Source organism: Micromonospora chokoriensis (assembly GCF_000718555.1).
In the GTDB taxonomy this organism is placed as follows: Bacteria; Actinomycetota; Actinomycetes; order Mycobacteriales; family Micromonosporaceae; genus Micromonospora; species Micromonospora chokoriensis_B.
On the sequence record NZ_JOAN01000020.1, the window covers coordinates 42,292 to 62,066 of the forward strand.

Annotated in this window: 15 protein-coding genes; 9 read left to right on the top strand and 6 right to left on the bottom strand. The window is 70.6% G+C overall.

Annotation, left to right across the window (positions count from 1 at the left end; genetic code table 11):
* Positions 1-10: 10 nt before the first annotated feature.
* From IF46_RS0124645 to IF46_RS0124665, 5 genes are all read left to right on the top strand, one after another.
* On the top strand, positions 11-700 hold the full coding sequence (locus IF46_RS0124645; protein WP_030490756.1) for a DUF624 domain-containing protein: 690 nt from the start codon (positions 11-13) through the stop codon (positions 698-700).
* Positions 697-2,730 (top strand): beta-galactosidase, encoded by a 2,034-nt coding sequence (locus IF46_RS0124650; RefSeq protein ID WP_030490757.1) that lies wholly within the window; start codon positions 697-699, stop codon positions 2,728-2,730. The genes IF46_RS0124645 and IF46_RS0124650 overlap by 4 nt, the downstream gene beginning before the upstream one ends.
* Entirely contained in the window at positions 2,727-4,865 is a 2,139-nt protein-coding gene (locus IF46_RS0124655) for an alpha-glucuronidase (RefSeq protein WP_198041526.1), read from the top strand. The genes IF46_RS0124650 and IF46_RS0124655 overlap by 4 nt, the downstream gene beginning before the upstream one ends.
* A gap of 309 nt (positions 4,866-5,174) precedes the next feature.
* Positions 5,175-6,530: a PHB depolymerase family esterase gene (locus tag IF46_RS0124660; RefSeq protein ID WP_030490759.1), complete on the top strand. Its 1,356-nt coding sequence runs from the start codon at positions 5,175-5,177 to the stop codon at positions 6,528-6,530.
* Between the two features lie 38 nt (positions 6,531-6,568).
* Positions 6,569-7,951: an endo-1,4-beta-xylanase gene (locus IF46_RS0124665; protein ID WP_030490760.1), complete on the top strand. Its 1,383-nt coding sequence runs from the start codon at positions 6,569-6,571 to the stop codon at positions 7,949-7,951.
* Positions 7,952-8,061: 110 nt separating this feature from the next.
* Here the strand turns inward: IF46_RS0124665 and IF46_RS0124670 are convergent, their stop codons facing one another.
* Positions 8,062-8,505, bottom strand: coding sequence for a hypothetical protein (locus IF46_RS0124670; protein ID WP_030490761.1), 444 nt, complete (start codon positions 8,503-8,505; stop codon positions 8,062-8,064).
* A gap of 165 nt (positions 8,506-8,670) precedes the next feature.
* On the opposite strand from IF46_RS0124670, the gene IF46_RS0124675 reads away from it, so the two are divergent.
* Positions 8,671-9,219: an RNA polymerase sigma factor gene (locus tag IF46_RS0124675; protein WP_232234153.1), complete on the top strand. Its 549-nt coding sequence runs from the start codon at positions 8,671-8,673 to the stop codon at positions 9,217-9,219.
* Between the two features lies 1 nt (position 9,220).
* On the top strand, positions 9,221-10,255 hold the full coding sequence (locus IF46_RS0124680) for a CU044_5270 family protein (RefSeq protein ID WP_030490763.1): 1,035 nt from the start codon (positions 9,221-9,223) through the stop codon (positions 10,253-10,255).
* A gap of 5 nt (positions 10,256-10,260) precedes the next feature.
* On the opposite strand, the gene sthA is transcribed toward IF46_RS0124680, so the two are convergent.
* The 4 genes from sthA to IF46_RS0124700 form a co-directional block, all read right to left on the bottom strand.
* Positions 10,261-11,664, bottom strand: a complete 1,404-nt coding sequence (gene sthA / locus IF46_RS0124685; RefSeq protein ID WP_030490764.1) for a Si-specific NAD(P)(+) transhydrogenase — start codon at positions 11,662-11,664, stop codon at positions 10,261-10,263.
* A 53-nt stretch (positions 11,665-11,717) separates the two neighbouring features.
* Positions 11,718-12,740, bottom strand: a complete 1,023-nt coding sequence (locus IF46_RS0124690; RefSeq protein WP_198041527.1) for a cellulose binding domain-containing protein — start codon at positions 12,738-12,740, stop codon at positions 11,718-11,720.
* A gap of 89 nt (positions 12,741-12,829) precedes the next feature.
* Positions 12,830-13,468, bottom strand: coding sequence for a response regulator (locus tag IF46_RS0124695; protein ID WP_030490766.1), 639 nt, complete (start codon positions 13,466-13,468; stop codon positions 12,830-12,832).
* Positions 13,465-14,658 (bottom strand): sensor histidine kinase, encoded by a 1,194-nt coding sequence (locus IF46_RS0124700; RefSeq protein WP_030490767.1) that lies wholly within the window; start codon positions 14,656-14,658, stop codon positions 13,465-13,467. The genes IF46_RS0124695 and IF46_RS0124700 overlap by 4 nt, the downstream gene beginning before the upstream one ends.
* Before the next feature lie 146 nt (positions 14,659-14,804).
* On the opposite strand from IF46_RS0124700, the gene IF46_RS0124705 reads away from it, so the two are divergent.
* Both IF46_RS0124705 and IF46_RS0124710 read left to right on the top strand, forming a co-directional pair.
* Positions 14,805-15,563 carry an ABC transporter ATP-binding protein gene (locus tag IF46_RS0124705; protein WP_030490768.1) on the top strand — a complete coding sequence of 253 codons (759 nt, stop codon included), beginning with the start codon at positions 14,805-14,807 and terminating at the stop codon, positions 15,561-15,563.
* Positions 15,560-18,091, top strand: coding sequence for an FtsX-like permease family protein (locus tag IF46_RS0124710; RefSeq protein ID WP_030490769.1), 2,532 nt, complete (start codon positions 15,560-15,562; stop codon positions 18,089-18,091). The genes IF46_RS0124705 and IF46_RS0124710 overlap by 4 nt, the downstream gene beginning before the upstream one ends.
* 52 nt (positions 18,092-18,143) lie before the next feature.
* Here the strand turns inward: IF46_RS0124710 and IF46_RS0124715 are convergent, their stop codons facing one another.
* Positions 18,144-19,757, bottom strand: a complete 1,614-nt coding sequence (locus IF46_RS0124715; protein ID WP_084598034.1) for a ricin-type beta-trefoil lectin domain protein — start codon at positions 19,755-19,757, stop codon at positions 18,144-18,146.
* Positions 19,758-19,775 lie beyond the last annotated feature (18 nt).

Genomic DNA, 19,775 nt, shown 5'->3' on the forward strand with positions numbered 1-19,775 from the left:
GGGAGCGATCGTGGGTGGCGCGGCCCAGACCTGGAGGCAGTTCGGCGACGGACCACTGTCGCGGATCACCTCGCGCGTCTACATCCTGCTCGTGGTCGAGCTGCTCCTGTTGCTCACCACGGTGCCCGCCCTGCTCCCGCTGCTGGTGCTGGGCCGCGACCCCAGCAACCTGCCGCTGGCCGCGCTCTTACTGGTGCCGGTCGGCCCGGCCTTCTCCGCCGCCCTGTACACCCTGCGCCACCAGCAGGCCGACCTGACCGACCTGCACCCGGCAGCCCTGTTCTGGCGTGGCTACCGGGCCAACGCGTTCGGGGCCCTGCGCATCTGGGTGCCGACGCTGCTGTGGCTGACCGTGCTCGCCATCAACCTCGCGTACTTCGGTGCGGTCGGCCTGGCGAGCTGGTGGGCGGTGCCGCTGGTGCTGATCGCAGTGGGCGTGACGCTCTGCGCGGCCAACGCCCTGGTGATCACCTCGCTGTTCGACTTCCGCACCCGGGACGTGCTGCGGCTGGCCGTGCACTTCCTCGTGCGTACCCCCGGTGTCTTCATCGGCAATGCCCTGCTGCTGGCCGCGGCGGCCGGGATCACCGCGGTCTTCTCCGAGGCGGTGCTGATGCTGCTCGCGTCGATCGCGGTCCTGGCGTTCCTGCGCATCAGCGACCCGATGATCCACCTGATCCGGAAGGAATTCGTCGCATGAGCCTGCCCCTCAGCGCCAAGGTGCCCTTCGGGGGCGACTACAACCCGGAACAGTGGCCCGAGGACGTGTGGAAGCAGGACTACCGTCTTTTCGACACCGCCCGGATCGACCTGGTCACCCTCGGCGTATTCGACTGGGCGCTCACCCAACCCGCCGAGAACACCTACGACTTCGCGCTGCTGGACAAGATCGTCGAGCGGGCCAGTGCCGAGGGACGCGGGATCTGCCTGGCCACCGGCACCGCAGCCCACCCACCGTGGTTGGCCAAGGCGTACCCCGAGGTGACCCGGACCGACTTCGACGGCCGTAAGCGCCGGTTCGGTCAGCGCCACAACTCCTGCCCCAGCTCACCGGTCTTCCGTCGGCTCTCGGCCGAGCTGGCCCGCCGGGTCGCCCGCCGCTACGCCCACGCGCCAGCGGTGCTCGCGTGGCACGTCGGCAACGAGTACGGCGGCGCCTGCTACTGCGCGCTGTGCGCGGCCGGCTTCCGGCACTGGCTGCGCAACCGCTACGGCACCCTCGACGAGCTGAACGCGGCCTGGTACACCACCTTCTGGTCGCACACCTTCACCGACTGGGACGAGATCGAGCCGCCGTCGGCGTTGACCGAGCACTGGCGCGACCCGGACCACACCGCGTTCCCGGGCATCACCCTGGACTACCTGCGGTTCACCTCCGACGCGATGCTTACCAACTTCCGCGACGAGAAGGCCGCCATCCGAGAATCCAGCCCCGACCTGCCGGTGACGACGAACTTCATGGGCATGTACCGGCCGATCGACTATCACCGCTGGGCCGCCCATCTGGACTTCGTCTCCTGGGACAACTACCCGCCCGACGACGAGTCCGCAGCCCGGATGGCGCTGACCCACGACCTGATGCGCGGGCTCAAGGACGGCCAGCCGTTCTGGCTGATGGAACAGACCCCGAGCGCCACCGCGTGCCGCGACGTCAACCCGTTGAAGCGCCCCGGCCTCATGCGGTTGTGGAGTTGGCAGGCCGTGGCGCACGGCGCCGACGCGGTCCTCTTCTTCCAGCTGCGCGCCTCCCGCGGGGCCAGCGAGAAGTACCACGGCGCGATCATCGGCCACGCCGGTCGTGCCGACACCCGGGTGTTCCGGGAGATCGCCGAGCTGGGCGCCGAGTTGGAACGGCTCGGCGACGCGTCGCTGGGCGCGCGAACCCCGGCCCGGGTGGCGCTGCTGTTCGACTGGGACAGCTGGTGGGCGTTGGACATCTCCGACGGCCCGTCCCGGCTGGTCCGCTACCAACAGGTCGTGCTCGCGTACCACCGGGCGCTCTGGGAAGCCGGTGTGGACCTGGACGTCGTCGCGGTGACCGCCGACCTGTCCCGCTACGACGTGGTCGTCGCGCCGGCCCTGCACCTGATCAAGGATGACCTGCCGCAGCGTCTGGAGGCGGTGGCGGCGCGCGGCGGGTCGGTGCTGACCACCTTCCTTTCCGCTCGGGTGGACGAGCACGACCAGGCGTTCCTGATGGACGTGCCGGGCCCGTTCGGGCAGCTCATGGGTGTCCGGGTCGACGAGTGGGACGCACGGGGCCCGGAGGTGGTCAACCCGGTCCGCCTCGGCGACGGCGCCGATCAGGTCGACGTCGACGCGCGGCTGCTGTTCGAGCTGGTGATTCCGCAGGGTGCGGAGGTGGTCGGCACCTACCAGGCCGACTTCTACGCGGGCACCCCGGCGGTGACCCGCAACTCCTTCGGCGCCGGCGACGGCTGGTACGTGGCCGCCGGCCTGGACCAGGCCGGGGTGTCCTGGGTGGTGCGGCAGGTGCTCGCCCGGCACGACGTGCTCGGGCCGTATGCGGACGTGCCGGACCTGGAATCCGCCGTCCGGGTCGCGGCGGACGGTTCGCGGCTGCTGTTCCTGCTCAACCACCGCGCCGAACCGGTCGAGGTGACCGCCCCGGCTGGCGGCGTCGACCTGCTCACCGGTGACCCTACGGCGGCCGGCGCTTCGCTGCGGCTGCCGGCGTACGGGGTCGTCGTGCTGAAGGAGGACCGATGAACGCCGAAGAGTCGCTGGAGTTGGAGCAACTGATGTTCGTCGAGGAGCCGATGGACGGCGACGAGCCGCGCGTCCACCCGGCCTGGCTGCCCCCGGAGGCGTTCCGGTCGCTCGGCGCGCGCCGCGTCCTCGTCCACGGGGACGGGTTGCTCGTCGACACCGTCCTCAACGAGGTGTCGCGCGCCTGCGCGCGCTACGGCGGGCGGGTGTGGCACTCACCCTGCTGGGACGTCGACGTCGATCTGGTGTTGGCCCTGCGGGACGCCGGCGAGCTGCCCAACCCGGCGGTGGAGGCGGCGCGGGCGGTGGGGGAGACGGCACTGGCCGAGCTGGGCGACGGCGAGACGCTCGGCGATGAGGGTTTCCTGTTGGCGCGGGCCGGTGACGTGACGGTGGTGCTGGCCGATGCGCCCGCCGGCCTGCTGTACGGGCTCTTCCACGTGGTCCGGCTCTGCGCGGCGGCCTTCGACCCGGCCCGCCCACCGGAGCGGCACCGGCCGGCGCTGCGCCGACGAATGCTGAACCACTGGGACAACGTGGCCGTGCACCCCGTGATGGGCCAGGTCGAACGGGGGTACGCGGGCGGCTCGATCTTCTGGCAGGACGGCCGTCCGCGCGGCGACCTGGCCCGGGTGCGGGAGTACGGACGGCTGCTGGCCTCCTGCGGCGTCAACGCGATCTCGGTGAACAACGTCAACGTGTCCCGGACCGAGGCGCTGCTGCTCACCGACCGGCTCGGCGACGTGGCCGAGATCGCGGACGTGCTGCGCCCGTACGGCATCCGGGTGCACCTGTCGGTCAGCTTCGCCGCGCCGGTGCTCCTCGGTGGCCTGCCGACCGCCGACCCCCTGAACGAGACCGTGCGGGTCTGGTGGGCCGCGACCACCCGGCGGGTGTACGACCGCATCCCGGACTTCGGCGGTTACCTGGTGAAGGCCGACTCGGAGGGGCAACCCGGCCCGTTCACCTACGACCGGGACCACGCTGACGGGGCTAACCTGCTGGCCGAGGCGCTCGCCCCGCACGGGGGAGTGGTGCATTGGCGGGCGTTCGTCTACAACCACCACCAGGACTGGCGGGACCGGTCCACCGACCGAGCGAGGGCCGCGTACGACCATTTTGCCCCGCTCGACGGGCGGTTCCGCACCAACGTGGTCGTCCAGGTGAAGTTCGGCCCGGTGGACTTCCAGCCGCGCGAGCCGGTCTCCCCGGTGCTCGCCGCGATGCCGGCGACCCGGCTGGCGGTGGAGTTGCAGGTCACCCAGGAGTACACGGGCCAGCAGCGGCACGTCTGCCACCTTGGCCCGTGGTGGAGTGAGGTGCTGGGCTTCGCCCCCTGGGGGCCGGGTGGACGGACGATCGCCGACGTGGTCACGGGAGAGGCGGCGGCGGGTGGTGGGCTGGTGGCCGTCGCCAACGTCGGCGACGACCTCTTCTGGACGGGGCATCCGCTTGCCCAGGCCAACCTGTACACGTTCGGTCGGCTCGCCTGGGACCCCCGCCGAGATCCGACGGCGATCCTCGACGAGTGGATCACGCTGACCTTTCCGCCGTCGGCGACCGCCGACGCCGACCTGGTGCGGCGCACCCTGCACGAGATCATGGACGACTCGTGGCGCACCTATGAGCGCTACACCGCCCCGCTGGGCGTCGGCTTCATGGTCAACCCCGGCGACCACTACGGTCCCGGCGTCGACGGGTACGAGTACACGCGGTGGGGTACCTACCACTTCGCCGACCGCGACGGCGTCGGCGTGGACCGCAGCCGCGCGTCGGGAACCGGCTTCGCCGGCCAGTACCCGCCGTACTGGGCGCAGGTGTACGAGTCACCCGAGAGTTGCCCCGACGAGTTGCTGCTCTTCTTCCACCATGTGCCGTACGGGCATGTGCTGCACAGCGGAGCGACAGTCATCCAACACATCTACGACACCCACTTCGCGGGCGTCGAGGAGGTGAAGGCAATGCGACGACGGTGGCAGACGTTGAACGGCATGCTCGACCCGAGCGTGTACGAGCGGGTCGCCGAACGCCTCGACGAGCAGGTGCGGTGTGCCACCGAGTGGCGCGACCAGATCAACACGTACTTCTTCCGCAAGTCCGGGATGCCGGACGAGCGAGGGCGGGACGTCTACTAAGGCGGCGGCGAGGGCGGCCCGGCCATCCGGTCGGGCCGCCCTTGTGCCGTGTGCGCCAGACGTTCGGTACGTTCCGAAAACGTCCCGATAATATCTCGCGACCTATCGCCGTCGACGATGTCTGCCGACACCCGCTGGTGCGCAGGTAACCGCTGAAACCCTTGCAGCGAAAGGTTTCCGGAAGTCTTGACAATCGAGTGTTCTCGATTGAAGCTGGCATGGTCACGCGAGCCGCGGTCAAGGTCGGGCGAAGGGCAGTCCTCGACTTAAGTCCCCTTCCACGCGCCTTTTTCGCAAGGGATCGCGACGATGACACTGAAGACGAGAACGCTTGGCGTCGTCATGGCGGCCGTGACGTTGGCCGCCGCCGCATTGACGTTCGCCACTCCCGCGTCAGCGGCGACGCTCACACAGGTGACCAACTTCGGCACCAACCCCACCAACCTCCAGATGCACCTCTACGTCCCGGACCGGGTGGCGACCCGACCGGCGATCCTCCTGGCCATGCACTACTGCACCGGGACGGGCCCCGCGTTCCACTCGGGCACCCAGTACGCGTCCCTCGCGGACCGGTACGGGTTCATCGTGATCTACCCGTCGGCCACCCGCAGCAGCAAGTGCTGGGACGTCTACTCGCCGCAGGCGTTACGCCGTGGCGGCGGCAGCGACCCGGTCGGGCTCATGTCGATGGTCGACTACGTGAAGCAGCGCTACTCGGCCGACCCGGCGCGGATCTTCGCCACCGGCACCTCGTCCGGGGCCATGATGACGAACGTCATGCTGGGTGACTACCCGGACGTGTTCGCGGCGGGCGCCTCGTTCGCCGGGGTGCCGTTCGCCTGTTTCGCCACCGGCGGCAGCTCGGAGTGGAACAGCCAGTGCGCGAACGGGCAACTCATCCGGACGGCCCAGCAGTGGGGGGACCTGGTCCGCGAGGCGTACCCGGGCTACACCGGCCAGCGGCCCCGGATGCAGATCTGGCACGGCACCAACGATGAGACGCTGCGCTACCCGAACTTCGGCGAGCAGGTCAAGCAGTGGACCAACGTGCACGGGCTGAGCCAGACCGCGACGTACACCGACTCCCCGCAGTCCGGCTACACCCGCACCCGATACGGCAGCAGCGGCCCGATGGCGCCGGTCGAGGCGATCAGCATGCAGGGTGTCACGCACAACCTGCCGGTCGACGCCGCGCAGGTCATCCGCTTCTTCGGGCTGGACGGCACCGCGCCGCCGACGACTCCACCCCCGACCACCCCGCCGCCGACGACTCCACCCCCGACCACCCCGCCGCCGACGACTCCACCACCGACCACCCCACCCCCGACGACCCCGCCGCCGACCGGCGGTGCCTGCCGGGTCGGCTACACGGTCAACGCCTGGAACAGCGGTCTCACCGCGAGCGTGATCATCACCAACACCGGTGCCACCGCGGTGAGCGGATGGGCGCTGACCTTCACGCTGCCCACCGGCCAACGCATCACCAACGGCTGGAACGCCCAGTACGCCCCAGCGAGCGGCGCGGTGACCGCCAGCAACGTCTCCTACAACAGCACCATCGCCCCGAACGCATCGGTCGAGATCGGCTTCCAGGCCACGCATGAGGGCGGCACCGGCAAGCCCTCGTCGTTCGCCCTCAACGGTGCCGCCTGTTCGGTGTCCTGACTTCCCTCCCCACCCACCACCACAAGAGGAGTCGCACGATGAGAAACACCAGATGGAAGGCGGCATCCAGAGCCGCCATCGCGCTGACCAGCGCGGGTGCCCTCGCCGCCGGTATGGCGCTGATCCTGACGGCGCCGGCCGCCGCCGGGACGACGCTCGGCGCGTCCGCCGCCGAGAAGGGTCGCTACTTCGGTACGGCGGTGGCTGGATTCAAGCTCTCCGACAGCGCGTACACCACGATTTTGAACCGTGAGTTCAACATGGTGACGGCCGAGAACGAAATGAAGATGAACGCCACTGAGCCCCAGCAGGGTCAGTTCAGCTACGGGGCGGCGGACCAGATCGTCAACCACGCGCGCAGCCGCGGGATGAGCGTGCGGGGTCACACGCTGGCGTGGCATTCGCAGCAGCCCGGCTGGATGGAGAGCATGAGCGGCAGCGCGCTGCGGTCGGCGATGCTCAACCACGTGACGCAGGTGGCCACCCACTTCCGTGGTCAGGTCGTGGCATGGGACGTGGTGAACGAGGCGTTCGCCGACGGCAGCTCCGGAGGCCGTCGTGATTCCAACCTCCAACGCACCGGCAACGACTGGATCGAGGCGGCGTTCCGGGCGGCGCGGGCCGCGGATCCGGGTGCGAAGCTCTGCTACAACGACTACAACACCGACAACTGGACGCACGCGAAGACCCAGGGCGTCTACAACATGGTGCGGGACTTCAAGTCTCGTGGCGTGCCGATCGACTGCGTAGGGTTCCAGTCGCACTTCAACAACGACTCCCCGTACGTGAGCAACTACCGCACCACGCTGTCGAGCTTCGCGGCGCTGGGCGTGGACGTGCAGATCACCGAGCTGGACATCCAGGGCGCGTCGGCGAACACCTACCGCAGTGTGGTGGAGGACTGCCTGGCCGTGGCCCGCTGCAACGGCATCACGGTGTGGGGCATCCGCGACAGCGACTCGTGGCGGGCATCGCAGACCCCGCTGCTGTTCAACAGCAACGGCTCGAAGAAGCCGGCGTACGACGCGGTCCTCGCCGCCTTGAACAACGGCACCACGCCGACCGACCCGCCCACGGATCCGCCGACCGACCCGCCGACCGACCCGCCCACGACCCCGCCTCCGGGGCAGGGCGGCTGCACCGCGACGGTGTCGGTGAACCAGTGGACGGGTGGCTTCGTGGCCACCGTGCGGGTGACGGCCGGCTCGTCGGCCATCAGCGGCTGGACGGTCACGATCGGTCTGCCGTCCGGCGCGACAGTCACCAACGCGTGGAACGCCAACCGCAGCGGTAACACCGGCACGACGAACTGGACCAACGTGGCGTACAACGGCCAGGTCGGTGCCGGACAGACCACCGAGTGGGGCTTCCAAGCCAACGGCACCGCCGGCACCCTCAGCCCCACCTGCTCAGCCCGCTAACCACACCCCCAACCCCCAGCCCTCGGTGATCAAGAGGTTCGCGTCACGCCACGCCAGACAGGATGACGCAAACCTCTTGATCACCAGGGTGGGGCAGGGTTGGGGTGGGGTTAGTCGCCGGAGAAGCCCCAGAAGTAGATCTCCTCGGGCTTGCCCTGGGCGTCGTGCAGGACCGCGCAGCGGCCGAACCACCTCTGCTCGGCCAGCCCTTCGATCGCGGCCAGGTGCTCGCGGGTGAGCCGTTCGGTGCCGGTGTGCCGCAGCGCCTCGGCGGCGCTCACCGGCTCGACCGTGCCGAATTCGGGCCGTTCGCCCTCATCGAGGACTCGGTAGACGTCGAGGATCGAATGGGTGCCCGACTCCTGCACCCACTCGTCGTTGAACAGCTCTTCCATCGTGGCGGGACGGTTGGGATAGTCGCTCGCCGAGTTGGGGGTCTCGCCCCGGGCCCACCAGTACTGGCCCTCGGCGAAGACAGTGTCCCGCAGGGCATCTAACGCCGCGTCCAGGTCTGGCTGGTACGCGACGAAGTAGCTCCACCCAGATGCGCCCACCACTGCCTCTTTCCCTCACGTGTGAACAGTGCGGCGACGGTAGCGGGCACCACCGACATCGCGACCGAGACGTCGGCGTGGCGTTTGTCGTGCCCACTCGTACCGCCGCCTTGATCAGGTGTGATGTCTCGACTGGTCCCGGACATAAGCCCGATAGGGGGTGCTGTGGACGTGGTGGAGGAGCAGTTCACCGAGTTGTACCGGCGTCATCACGGCGACGTGTGGCGGTACGTGGCGCGTCGGGTCATCGGGTCCGACGTCGGGGACGTGGTCGCCGAGGTGTTCCTGGTGGCGTGGCGTCGCCTGGCCGACGTGCCATCGGCTTCGGTGTTGCCGTGGCTGTACGGCGTGGCGCGGTTGGTGCTGGCCAACGAGGCGAGGGGGCGACGGCGGTGGCGGGAGTTGGCGCTGCGGGTCGCGGCGGAGCCGGACCGGTCGGTGGTGTACGACCACGCGGACGAGGTGATCAGCCAGCATGATGTCGCGATCGCCTTTGCTCAGGTGTCCGGCGCTGACCAGGAGATCCTGCGGTTGGTGGCCTGGGAGCGCCTGACCCCTGCCGAGGCGGCGGTCGTTCTCGGGTGTTCACGAGCGACGTTCGCGATGCGGTTGATGCGTGCCCGTCGTCGGCTGCGAGCGCGCCTGGATGTGGCCGCTGACGGGGTGGGCCACACGTCGGCCGAGGTGCCGTCGATGACGAATTTGGGTGGGTGAGATGAAGAGCCTCGATGACGTCCGCCAGTTGTTGGGCGGTCTGGATCCGGCACGCGACGTTCTTCCCGCCGATGAAGAGCGTCGGGCTGCGGACCTCGCCCGTATCCTCGCCACGGATCGTGCGGGGTCCAGCGGTCGTCGTGTCCTCCCGCGACGCCGCCTCGTGCTGGCGGCCGGCGCGGCGGTGCTGACGACGGCAGCCGGGGTTGTCGCGCTTGAGATGGCACGGGAGCCGCAGCCGGCGTGGGCGGTCACCCCGGCGATGCTGACCTACGGCCCGCCGGTGACCACGGAACGGGCTGACGTTCGGCTACGGCGCCTAGCCGAGGTCGCGGCGGCACAGCCGGCGACCCCGAGGCCGGTCGGAACGGTGGAGCACCTGGAATCGACGAACTGGTTCCTCAACTCATCGATCTCCGGCGGCCGGACGACGTCCGCCGTCGTACCGCAGCAGTGGCGGTCGTGGCGAACCGACGACAACGCCGGTCGGAGGGTGAAGAAGGACCTGCCTCCGATCTTCCGCTCCGATGCCGACCGGAAGGGGTGGCAGCGGCGGGGCGGCCGGGTCGATTCGTCCCGGGAGACGACCGACTACGCCGCTGGTGAGTTCACCTCGCGCTGGCAGGGGGCGGTGCCGACGGACGTCGCCGCGCTGCGCGAGTGGTTCATCGCAGGCGGGTCGCCGCCCGAGGCGCCGGTGCAGTATCTGGAGGACATCGCTGAGTTGGCTGGGGTGCGGCTGCTGGGCCCGGCGCAGCGGGCCACGACGCTGCGGCTGCTGGCCGACCTTCCGGGCATCACCGTGACCGGCACCGTCACCGACCGCGCCGGCCGCGCCGGCGAGGCCTTCTCGATCACGTCCAGCGCCCACGGGCTGCCCGCCCAGTACACGGTCATCATCGATACCGACTCGGGTGCGCTGCTCGGCTACGAGGAGATGTTGACCACGACAGCGGGCATGTTGAACGTGACGATCCCCGCGGTGATCACCTACCGCTCGTACCTGGTTGCCGAGTATGCCCCGCTGCCGGGCTGAACGGTTCAGCCGTCGATGCGGGTGATGTTGCGGATCTTGTTGGAGGCGTCCAGGGCAGCCACCTTGTACGCCTCGGCCAACGTCGGATAGTTGAACACCGTGTCGACCAGGTAGTCGATAGTGCCACCGCAGCCCATCACCGCCTGACCAATGTGGACGATCTCGGTGGCGGCGGTGCCGAACACGTGCACCCCGAGCAGCCGGCCGTCTTCAGGGGAGACGAGTAGCTTCAGCATGCCGTACGAGTCGCCCACGATCTGACCCCGGGCCAACTCGCGGTAGCGGGCGATGCCCACCTCAAACGGTGTGGAGCCCTCGGTGAGCTGCGCCTCGGTCTGCCCGACGAAGCTGATCTCCGGGATCGTGTAGATGCCGATCGGTTGCAGACCGTGCATCTCCCGGATCGGTTCACCGCAGGCGTGCTGCGCGGCCAGTCGGCCCTGCTCCATCGAGGTGGACGCGAGCGCGGGAAAGCCGATCACGTCGCCGACGGCGTAGATGTTCTCCACAGAGGTGCGGTAGTTGGCGTCGACCTTGATTCGGCCGCGTCGATCCGCCTCCAGCCCGGCCGCCTCCAGTGCCAGGTCGTCGGTCTGGCCCTGCCGGCCGGCCGAGTACATCACGGTGTCGGCGACGATCTTCTTGCCACTCTTGAGGATGCACAGCGCCGCCGTCTGGTGCTTCTCCACGGCGGCGACCTCCTCGCCGAAGCGGAACGCCACAGAAAGGTCGCGCAGGTGGTACTTGAGTGACTCGACGACCTCGTCGTCGCAGAACTCCAGCATCCGGTCGCGGCGTTCCACCACCGTCACCTTGGTGCCGAGGGCGGCGAACATCGAGGCGTACTCCATGCCGATCACGCCAGCGCCGACCACGACCATGCTGCGGGGTACGGCTTGGAGGTTGATGACGCCGTCGGAGTCCACGATCGTCCGGTCGTCGAAGTCGACGCTGTCCGGGCGGGCCGGGCGGGTGCCCGCGGCGATGACGATCTTGTCAAAGGTCACCTTGGACTCGCGGCCGGAGCCGCCGTCGACCCAGATCGAGTGCGCGTCGGCGAAACGCCCGGTGCCGGTGATCATCGCGACCCGGTTGCGGGCCAGTTGATTGCGGATGACGTCGGTCTGCCGGGTGATCACGTGCTGGGTTCGGGCGGCCAGATCGCTGACCGTGATCTCCTCCTTGACCCGGTAGCTGCTGCCGTAGAGGTCTCGCTGGCTCAGGCCGGTCAGGTAGAGCACGGCCTCACGCAGCGTCTTGGAGGGGACGGTGCCGGTGTTGATGCACACCCCACCGATCATGTCGCGTCGTTCCACGATGCCGACCCGCCTGCCGAGCTTGGCGGCGGCGATCGCGGCCTTCTGACCGCTGGGTCCGGAGCCCAGCACCAACAGGTCGTAGTCATACACAACCGCTAGCGTCGCAAGATGTCGTGGCCGGCGCCAGACCCCGGACTGGAGCGTTATTCGTCTGCCACCACACAGAGGCCGCCGTTCAGCGTGATCTCCTGCGGCAGTTGCGTGCCGCTGGCGACGAGCCCCAGCGACACCGAGCCGCCCGGCGGGATCACCGCGTTGTGGCCGGTGTTGCGCACCCGTAGGTAGCTGTTGTTGACACGGTCGACGACCTTCGCGCCCCAGATGCCGTGGACCTGCTGGCTGGCCCAGAACCGCCACGTCATCGTCCACCCGTCGATAGCCGTGGTGCCGGTGTTCTTGACGACGAGGTGCGCCACGAAGCCGTCCGACCACTGCCGCACGACGGACCGGACCGCGCAACTCGGCGGCGGTGGCAGGGTGGTCACGGTGACCGGTGCGGACAGTGGGGACAGGTGTCCGACCTCGTCGCGGGCCTGCACGACGAAGGTGTACGTGGTGTTCGGCGCCAACCCGCTGATCTGGGCACTGTTGACGGGCGGGTACTGGGACACCTCACGGACCCGGGTGAGAAGGCCGCCAGCGTCGACCCGGAACACCTCGTACCGGTCGAGCACGACGTTCTCCACCGAGTGCGCCCATCGCAGCCAGACCACAGTGGCGGCGACGTCGTACGCCACCGGTTGACCCGGCGCGCTCGGCGGTTGGTCGTCCCCCGGTGGCATGGTCAGCCGCAGGGTCGGGTTCGACACTGAGCTGTTGCCGGCCGCGTCCAGAGCCCACACCGAGATGGTGTACGTGCGCGAGGGCCGCACGTCGGTGATCCGGATGCTGTTGGTGTCGGTCGAATACTGGGCGCCGAAATCCTCGAATCGCGCGCCGACCGAGTAGCGGACCACGCCCACGTTGTCGGTCGAGGCCGTCCAGGTCAGCTCGACTGAGGTGGTATCGATGGCGACGACCGTGATCGGGCCGGGGGCGGTGGGGCGTTCGGTGTCGTCGTCGGCGGCGTACGCCGGGGTCGAGCCGGCGGCGACCAGGGTCACCGCCAGCGCGCACGCGGCCAGCGCGGCGGCCCTGGACCAGATTCCTCGGAACGGATGATGCACGATGAATTCCTCGCTTCCGAAATCACCGCAGCGGACCACACATAGACTGCCCTAAATGGTAAGGCGGTTGTGGTCAGGGCGTTGTCCCGTCAGCCGACGAGTCGGCGTTCCCAGGCCCAGGCGGCGATCTCCACCCGGTTACGGGCCTTGAGCTTCATCTGCACGCTCGCCAGGTGGGTCTTGACGGTGCCGACGGCGATGAAGAGCCCGGCGGCGATCTCGGCGTTGGTCAGGCCCCGGGCGACGAGCTTCACCACGTCGAGTTCCCGGGGTGACAGGCCACTGTCGTCGCGCGCAGGGGCGGGGGAGCTGAGGTGCTCCAACAGCCGTACCGTGATCGAAGGGCTGATCAGCGCGTCACCGGACACGGCCGCGCGGACCGCCTCCACCAGCAGGGCCGGGCCGGAGTCCTTGAGCAGGAAGCCGCACGCGCCGTTGGAGAGCGCGGTATGCACGTACTCGTCGAGGTCGAAGGTCGTCACGACGACCACCCGGATCGGGTCGGCGACGCCCGGTCCGGCGAGCAGCCGCAGTGCCTCCAGACCGTCGAGGCGGGGCATCCGGATGTCCAGCAGCACCACGTCCGGGCGTAGTCGTCGGGCCAACTCGACGGCGTGCACCCCGTCGGCGGCCTCGCCGACCACCTCCATGTCCGACTGGGCGCCGATGATCATGCCGAAGCCGGTCCGGACCATGGCCTGGTCGTCGGCGATCAGCACCCGGATCACCGCGCCACCGCCAGGTGCAGCGGGAACGCCGCGTCGAGCACCCAGCCGCCGGCGACGCCGGGCCCGGCGGTGATCGTGCCGCCCAGGGCACGTACCCGCTCGGTGAGGCCGATCAGGCCGAAGCCGTGCCCCCGAGCCGGCGCGGTGCGCGGCGACGCGCCGTCGTCGGCCACCCGGACCAACAGCCAGTCGGGGGTACGCCGCACAGCGACCTGCACGGACCGCGCGTCCGGCGCGTGCTGGCGGGTGTTGGTCAGCCCCTCCATCACCACCCGGTACGCCGACGTCGAGACCTCCACCGGCAGCCCGCCCAGGTCGCCGTCGACGTGCAGTCGTGCCGGCGCGCTCGCCGCGCCGTTGAACCCCGCCAGCAGCGGCTCCAGCTCGGTCACGCCGGCCAGTGGGGCCAGCGGGGCGTCCGGTGGCGCGTCCGGGTTGCGCAGGATCCCGACCATCCGCCGCATCGAGGCCATCGTCTCCGCGCCGGCCCGCTCGATCTGCTCCAGGGCGACGATCACCCGCTGTGGGTCCTGCTCGGCGACGAACCGGGCGCCCTGCGCCTGCACCACGATGCCGGTGACGTGGTGGGCGATGAAGTCGTGCAGGTCGCGGGCAAACTCGGTGCGTTGCTCGGCCCGCACCAGCGCGATGGCCCGCTCTCGGCCGGCGGCCATGACCCGCAGGTAGAGGCCCACCCCGGCGGCGCCAGCCGCGGCGATCACCTGGAGCAGACCGAAGATCACCAGCAGGTTCTCGGTGCCGGCGCGCAGCGGCAACGCGGCGACGGCGAGCCCGGCGGCCACCGCCGCCCACGGGGCGAGCCGGGGCGTGCCCCAGCGGGCCACCACGAAGACCACCCCGATCAGCCCGGCCGACTCGGCGAGCCCCCAGCTGCCGCCGATCAGGTAGTGGCCGTCGGAGAGGACCAGGATCGCCGCGGTCACCGCCAGTGAGGCGCAGGCGAGCACCAGCGCGGCCAGCGGCAGTAGCCGCGAACCCAGCCGGTGCGCCGGCAGCCAGAGTGGCACGGTGGCCACCGCCAGCCCCATCCGCACCAACAGCAGCAGCAGACCTGCCATGCTCTCCGGCGCGCCGCGCCGCAGGTCGAAGAGGGTGAGCAGCCCCATGGCCACCAGTCCGGCGGCCTGGGCCAGGCGTACCCACCATCGTCGAAGATCCGGCGTGCTCATGGTGACCCAGCGTAGCCAGCCGGGCGGAGCTGCCGGATCGGCCAAAAGGCAGACCCGGTGGCGGCGATACCCGGCCCCGGACCGATGCGCCCACCCGCCGGTGCCGGCGACGCTTTCCGGGTCACCACGCAGCCACTGGAGGAACGATGACAACCCACGCCCCGCCGCAGACCAGCCACGCCGCGGTCGCCGCGGTCGACCTGGTGAAGGTGTACGGCAGCGGCGACACCGCCGTCCGTGCCCTGGACGGGGTCTCGGTCGGCTTCGGCCGGGCCGAGTTCACCGCGATCATGGGCTCGTCCGGGTCCGGCAAGTCGACCCTGATGCACTGCCTCGCCGGCCTCGACACGGCCACCTCCGGTCGCGTCCTGCTCGGCGGCACCGAGCTGACCGGCCAGTCGGACCGGACCCTGACCCGGGTACGCCGCGAGCGGGTCGGGTTCGTCTTCCAGTCCTTCAACCTGCTGCCGCAGCTCACCGCCGCGCAGAACATCACCCTGCCGCTGGACCTCGCGGGCCGGCAGCCCGACGCGGAGCTCCTCGCGCACCTGGTGCGGGTGCTGGGCCTCGCTGACCGCCTGAACCACCGGCCCAGCGAGCTGTCCGGGGGCCAGCAGCAGCGGGTGGCGCTGGCCCGGGCCCTGGTGGCGCGGCCCGAGGTGGTCTTCGCCGACGAGCCGACCGGCAACCTCGACTCGCGCTCCGGCGCGGAGGTGCTCACCATCCTGCGCGACTCGGTACGCGACCTCGGCCAGACCGTCGTCATGGTCACCCACGACCCGATCGCCGCCGCGTACGCCGACCGGGTGGTGCTGCTCGCCGACGGGCGGCTGGCCGGCGAGATCGACAAGCCGGACCAGGTGTCGGTCACCGACGCCCTGCGTGATCTGGCGGCCCGCGCATGAGGGCGACCGTGCTGCGTACCCAGACGGCCGCCGCGGCCCGACGGCCCGGTCGGCTGATCCTGACCGGCCTGGCGATCCTGGTCGCGTCCTTCGTCGTCTTCGGCACCGTGCTGGTGCAGCAGATCACCGAGCAGACCGTGCGGGACAACCTCAGCGGCACCCCGGCCGTCACCGATCTGGTGATCGGCAGCGTCGACGTGCCGCCGCCCACCGTGACGGACGTGCAGCAGATCCGGGCCGTGCCCGGTGTCGCCGAGGCGGTGGCCCGGGTCTCGACCGGGGTCTCGATCGGCGAGGGGTACCTCAACCTCCAGGCCGATCCGGGCACCGGCCCGCTGACCACGGTCCGGCTGATCGAGGGCAGCTACCCGGACCAGCCCGGCCAGATCGCGATCACCCCGCGCACCGCCGAGCGGCTCGGGCTCTCGGTCGGCACCACCACCAGCGGTACCGGCGGTGAACTCACCACGCCCGCCCCACTCACGGTGACCGGCGTGGTGGAGGCCGGCGCCGACGCCGGCTACGACGCGTACGCCCCGGAAAGCGCCGTGATCGCCTGGGCGCACCTGACCGCCGTGGAGCGTGTCGACGTGCGGGTGGCTCCCGGCACGTCGGCGGATGTCGTCCGACAGCGGATGTCCACGGCGGTCGCCGGCCAGCCGATCCGCTCCGGGGCCGAGGTGCGCGAGGCGGAAGCCAACGCGGCGGCCGAGCAGGTCGGGAGACTCTTCATCCTGGTCGGCATGTTCGTCTCCATCGCGGTCGTCGCGGCCGCGCTGGTGGTCACCTCGACGTTCCGCATCGTCTTCGCCCAGCGGATGCGGCAGCTCGCGCTGCTGCGCGCGGTCGGCGCGGGTCGGGGCACCCTGGTGGGGGCCCTGATCGCCGAGGGAGCCCTGACCGGGCTGGTCGCCGGCGTCGTCGGGGTCGCCAGCGCCCTCACCCTCGGCTACACGCTGCCGGCGATCCTTCGCGCCACCGGCCATTCGGTCTCCTCGCCGGGTCTGCCATTGGCGGCGGCGGTCGCGGTGGTGATCGGCGCCGTAGTGATCACCGTGCTGGCCGTGCTGGCGCCGGCGCTCTCGGCCGCCCGGGTCTCCCCGCTGGAGGCGCTGCGGGCGGCGAGTACCACCGCCTCTCGGCGCGGTATCGGGGTGCTGCGTCTGGTGTTCGGCCTGCTCCTGGCCGTCGGCGCGGTCCTGGCCGCGGTCGCGACGATCAGCAAACTGCCGAAGCCGGAACAGTCGATGTACGACCCGACAGTGCCGCTGTTCCTGCTTGTCGGGTCCGGTGCGCTGGCGTTCTTCGCGCTGGTGGCCCTCGGTCCGCTGCTGGTGCGTCCGGTGCTGGCCGTGGTGGGTTGGCCGCTGCGCCAGCTCGGCCCGCTCGGGAAAATGTCGGTCGGCGGGATCGGCGGGGTGCCGCGTCGGGCGGCTGCGGTCTCCGTGGTGGTCGCGCTGGGCGTGACCCTGATCTCCGGGGTGGTCATCGGCGGCGCGTCGTTGCAGATCCTCGCTGACCGCGAGATGGCGCTCTCGGCCCCGACCGACTTCGAGGTCACCAGCAACGGTGGAACGCTGCCGCCGGCCGTCGTGACCCGGGCCGAGGCGGCCCACGGCGCGCTGGCCCGGGTAGTGCCGTACCGGAGGGTCGCCGAGGCCGTGCTGCTGCGCGGCGCCGACAAGCTCGGCGACGTCGAGTCCGGTTATCCGACAAGCGACCTGGACCTGGCGGCGTTGCCGAGCACCGGTGACCTGGACGTGGCCCAGGGCACTCTGGCCGATCGCGGCCCCGGCCGGATCGTGCTCAACAGTTGTGTCGCCCGGGACACGGGTCTGCGGGCCGGCGACACCGTCACGCTCGCCGTCGACACCCGCAGGGTCGACGTGCGGGTGGCCGCGGTACTGCCCGGCGACGGGCCGCTGCACGCGGGCATCCTCAGCGATCCGGCCGACCTGGACCGGCTCGGCGTGCCGGCCGCGTACACCGGTCTGTTGGCCGATGCGGCCGGCTCCGGCGAGGACGGTCGCACCGCCGGCGTGCGGGCGCTGCGGCAGGCGATCGGGGGCAGCGACGGGGTGGGCCTCGCGGTGCTCGCCGACGAGCGGGACCGCAACGACTCGTTGGTGCGCACCCTGGTCTGGATCGTGGTCGGCCTGGTCAGCCTGACCGTGCTGATCGCGGTCGTCGGCGTGGGCTCCACGACCGCGCTCTCGGTGGTCGAGCGGGTACGCGAGTCCGGGTTGCTCCGGGCGATCGGGCTGTCCCGGACCGGCCTGCGCACCATGCTGACCGTCGAGTCCGGCCTGTACGGGTTGATCGGCGCGACCATCGGCCTGGTGCTGGGCATCCCGTACGCCTGGTTGGCGGTCCAGGCCCTCGGGATCGAGGCGCCGCTGATCGCGCCGCTGCTGCCGCTGGCCGGGCTCTTCGTGGCGCTGGTCGTGCTGACCGCGCTGGCCGGGGTGCTGCCGGCCCGCCGGGCGTCGCGGGTCAGCCCGGTGGTGGCACTGGGGGCCGACGGTTGAGCACCGCCGTGGGTCGGCGTCGAGTCCTCGACGTCGACCCACGGCGGCCTGGTCAGTTGGGGTTGTTGGCGTGGGTAAGCGTCTCCCAGGCGACGAAGAGGTTGTTGCTGCCGGCCGGACGTTGTTGCAGCGTGAGGGTCTGCGTATTGGTCATGACGTTGCCCAACCGGGTGCTCATCGCGTTGAAGCCGACCTCGGTGATCGGGCCGAGGCCCCGGGTGAGGCTGCCGCCGCAGAGCCAGGAGGGCGGCGCTTCGCCGAGCTGGTAGCGCGAGTGGAAGCCGAGCGCCTGCCGCAGCCGCTCACCCACCTGTGGGTACAGGTCCCGTCCCTGGATCCGGGAGGTCTCCGCGACGTGCGAGATGGCGGAGATCCCGTACCCGGTGTGGACGAAGTCGCGGCAGGTCTCCTGGGCGAGACCGGCGACGAAGGTGGACTGACCCTGCCAGTAGCCGATGATCTCGGCACTGGTGTCCAGGCCGCTGCCGGGCATCGTGTACGGCAGTGCGCCATCGCTGGGCAGGTAGACGAAGGCCCGGGTGCGGTTGAGGAAGCGGCTGACCGCCGCGTCGTAGGCGGACCGGTCCTCCAGGAAGACCGAGATGCCGACCGCCGCCTCCATCATGGTCAGTTCCCAGTTGCCGTTGCTGTTCGAGCCGTTACGCACCATCGGCAGGTAGACGTTGCGCAGCATGGTGGCGAAGCGGTTGGCGTTGGGCCAACTCGTGTACGTGTACTTGATGATCTCGGCGGCCCGGGGCCAGACCGAGGCCGCCCAGCCGGTCTGCAGCGGGGCGTTGCTGCCGGTGTGCGCGGTGATCGTGGCCGACCACGCGTCCATGATCTGGATCGACTTCTGCGCGTACCGGGCATCCCCGGTGAAGTACCAGGCGAGCGCGTCGGTGTACGCGGCGATCGCGTCCTCCCGCTCGTCGGTGCAGCCGTTGTTGGGGTTGGAGTATGAGCCGCACTCGACCACCGATCGGGGCGCCGGAGTGCGCGACAGGGAGGCGTACCGGCTGCTCATCATCTGGTTGTACGCCGCCGCCCACGGCTGCGCGCCGGCTTGCACCCGGCCGCGGACGAAGTCGAGCTGACCACGGCTGACCAGCACGCCGGGGTGGACGAAGCCGCCCGACGGCGGTGGGGTGGTGCCGCCGCCGGTGGGCAGCGTCCACGTCTGGTTGGCGGTGCCGGTGCAGCTCCAGATCTGCAGCGGGGTGCCGTCTGCCGAGCTGGGGCCGGTCGCGTCGAGGCACTTGCCGGAGGCCGGGTTGACCAGTTGCCCGGCGCTGGGTGACCACTGCTGCGCCCCGGTGCCGTTGCAGTCGTAGATCTGCACCCGGGCGCCGTTGGCGGTGCTGGCGGCGGCGATGTCGAGGCATTTGCCCAGCGCCCGGATCGTGCCGTCGTCGGCCACCGTCCACTGTTGCGCGTTCGATCCGTTGCAGGTGTAGAGCTGGACCGGCGTGCTGTTGGCGGTGCTGGCGGCGGCCACGTCGACGCACTTGCCGCCGTAGCCGGTGATGGCGCCGGTCGCGGCCGCCGTCGCGGGCGAGGCGCCGACGACCAGGCCGATCGGTACGGCGAGCAGCGCCGCGGCGAGTGCGGAGGTCAATCTGATGCGGGGACGGCGGGGTCTGGGCCCGGCCACTCGTCGCGCCATGTCGGGGTCCTTCCGGGC

Excerpts from the sequence above, each read along its gene's own strand:
- IF46_RS0124660 (WP_030490759.1), top strand. The coding sequence starts at position 5,175 with ATGACACTGAAGACGAGAACGCTTGGCGTCGTCATGGCGGCCGTGACG.
- IF46_RS0124655 (WP_198041526.1), top strand. The coding sequence starts at position 2,727 with ATGAACGCCGAAGAGTCGCTGGAGTTGGAGCAACTGATGTTCGTCGAG.
- IF46_RS0124680 (WP_030490763.1), top strand. The coding sequence starts at position 9,221 with ATGAAGAGCCTCGATGACGTCCGCCAGTTGTTGGGCGGTCTGGATCCG.
- IF46_RS0124710 (WP_030490769.1), top strand. The coding sequence starts at position 15,560 with ATGAGGGCGACCGTGCTGCGTACCCAGACGGCCGCCGCGGCCCGACGG.
- IF46_RS0124715 (WP_084598034.1), bottom strand. The coding sequence starts at position 19,757 with ATGGCGCGACGAGTGGCCGGGCCCAGACCCCGCCGTCCCCGCATCAGA.
- IF46_RS0124650 (WP_030490757.1), top strand. The coding sequence starts at position 697 with ATGAGCCTGCCCCTCAGCGCCAAGGTGCCCTTCGGGGGCGACTACAAC.
- IF46_RS0124665 (WP_030490760.1), top strand. The coding sequence starts at position 6,569 with ATGAGAAACACCAGATGGAAGGCGGCATCCAGAGCCGCCATCGCGCTG.
- IF46_RS0124705 (WP_030490768.1), top strand. The coding sequence starts at position 14,805 with ATGACAACCCACGCCCCGCCGCAGACCAGCCACGCCGCGGTCGCCGCG.
- IF46_RS0124700 (WP_030490767.1), bottom strand. The coding sequence starts at position 14,658 with ATGAGCACGCCGGATCTTCGACGATGGTGGGTACGCCTGGCCCAGGCC.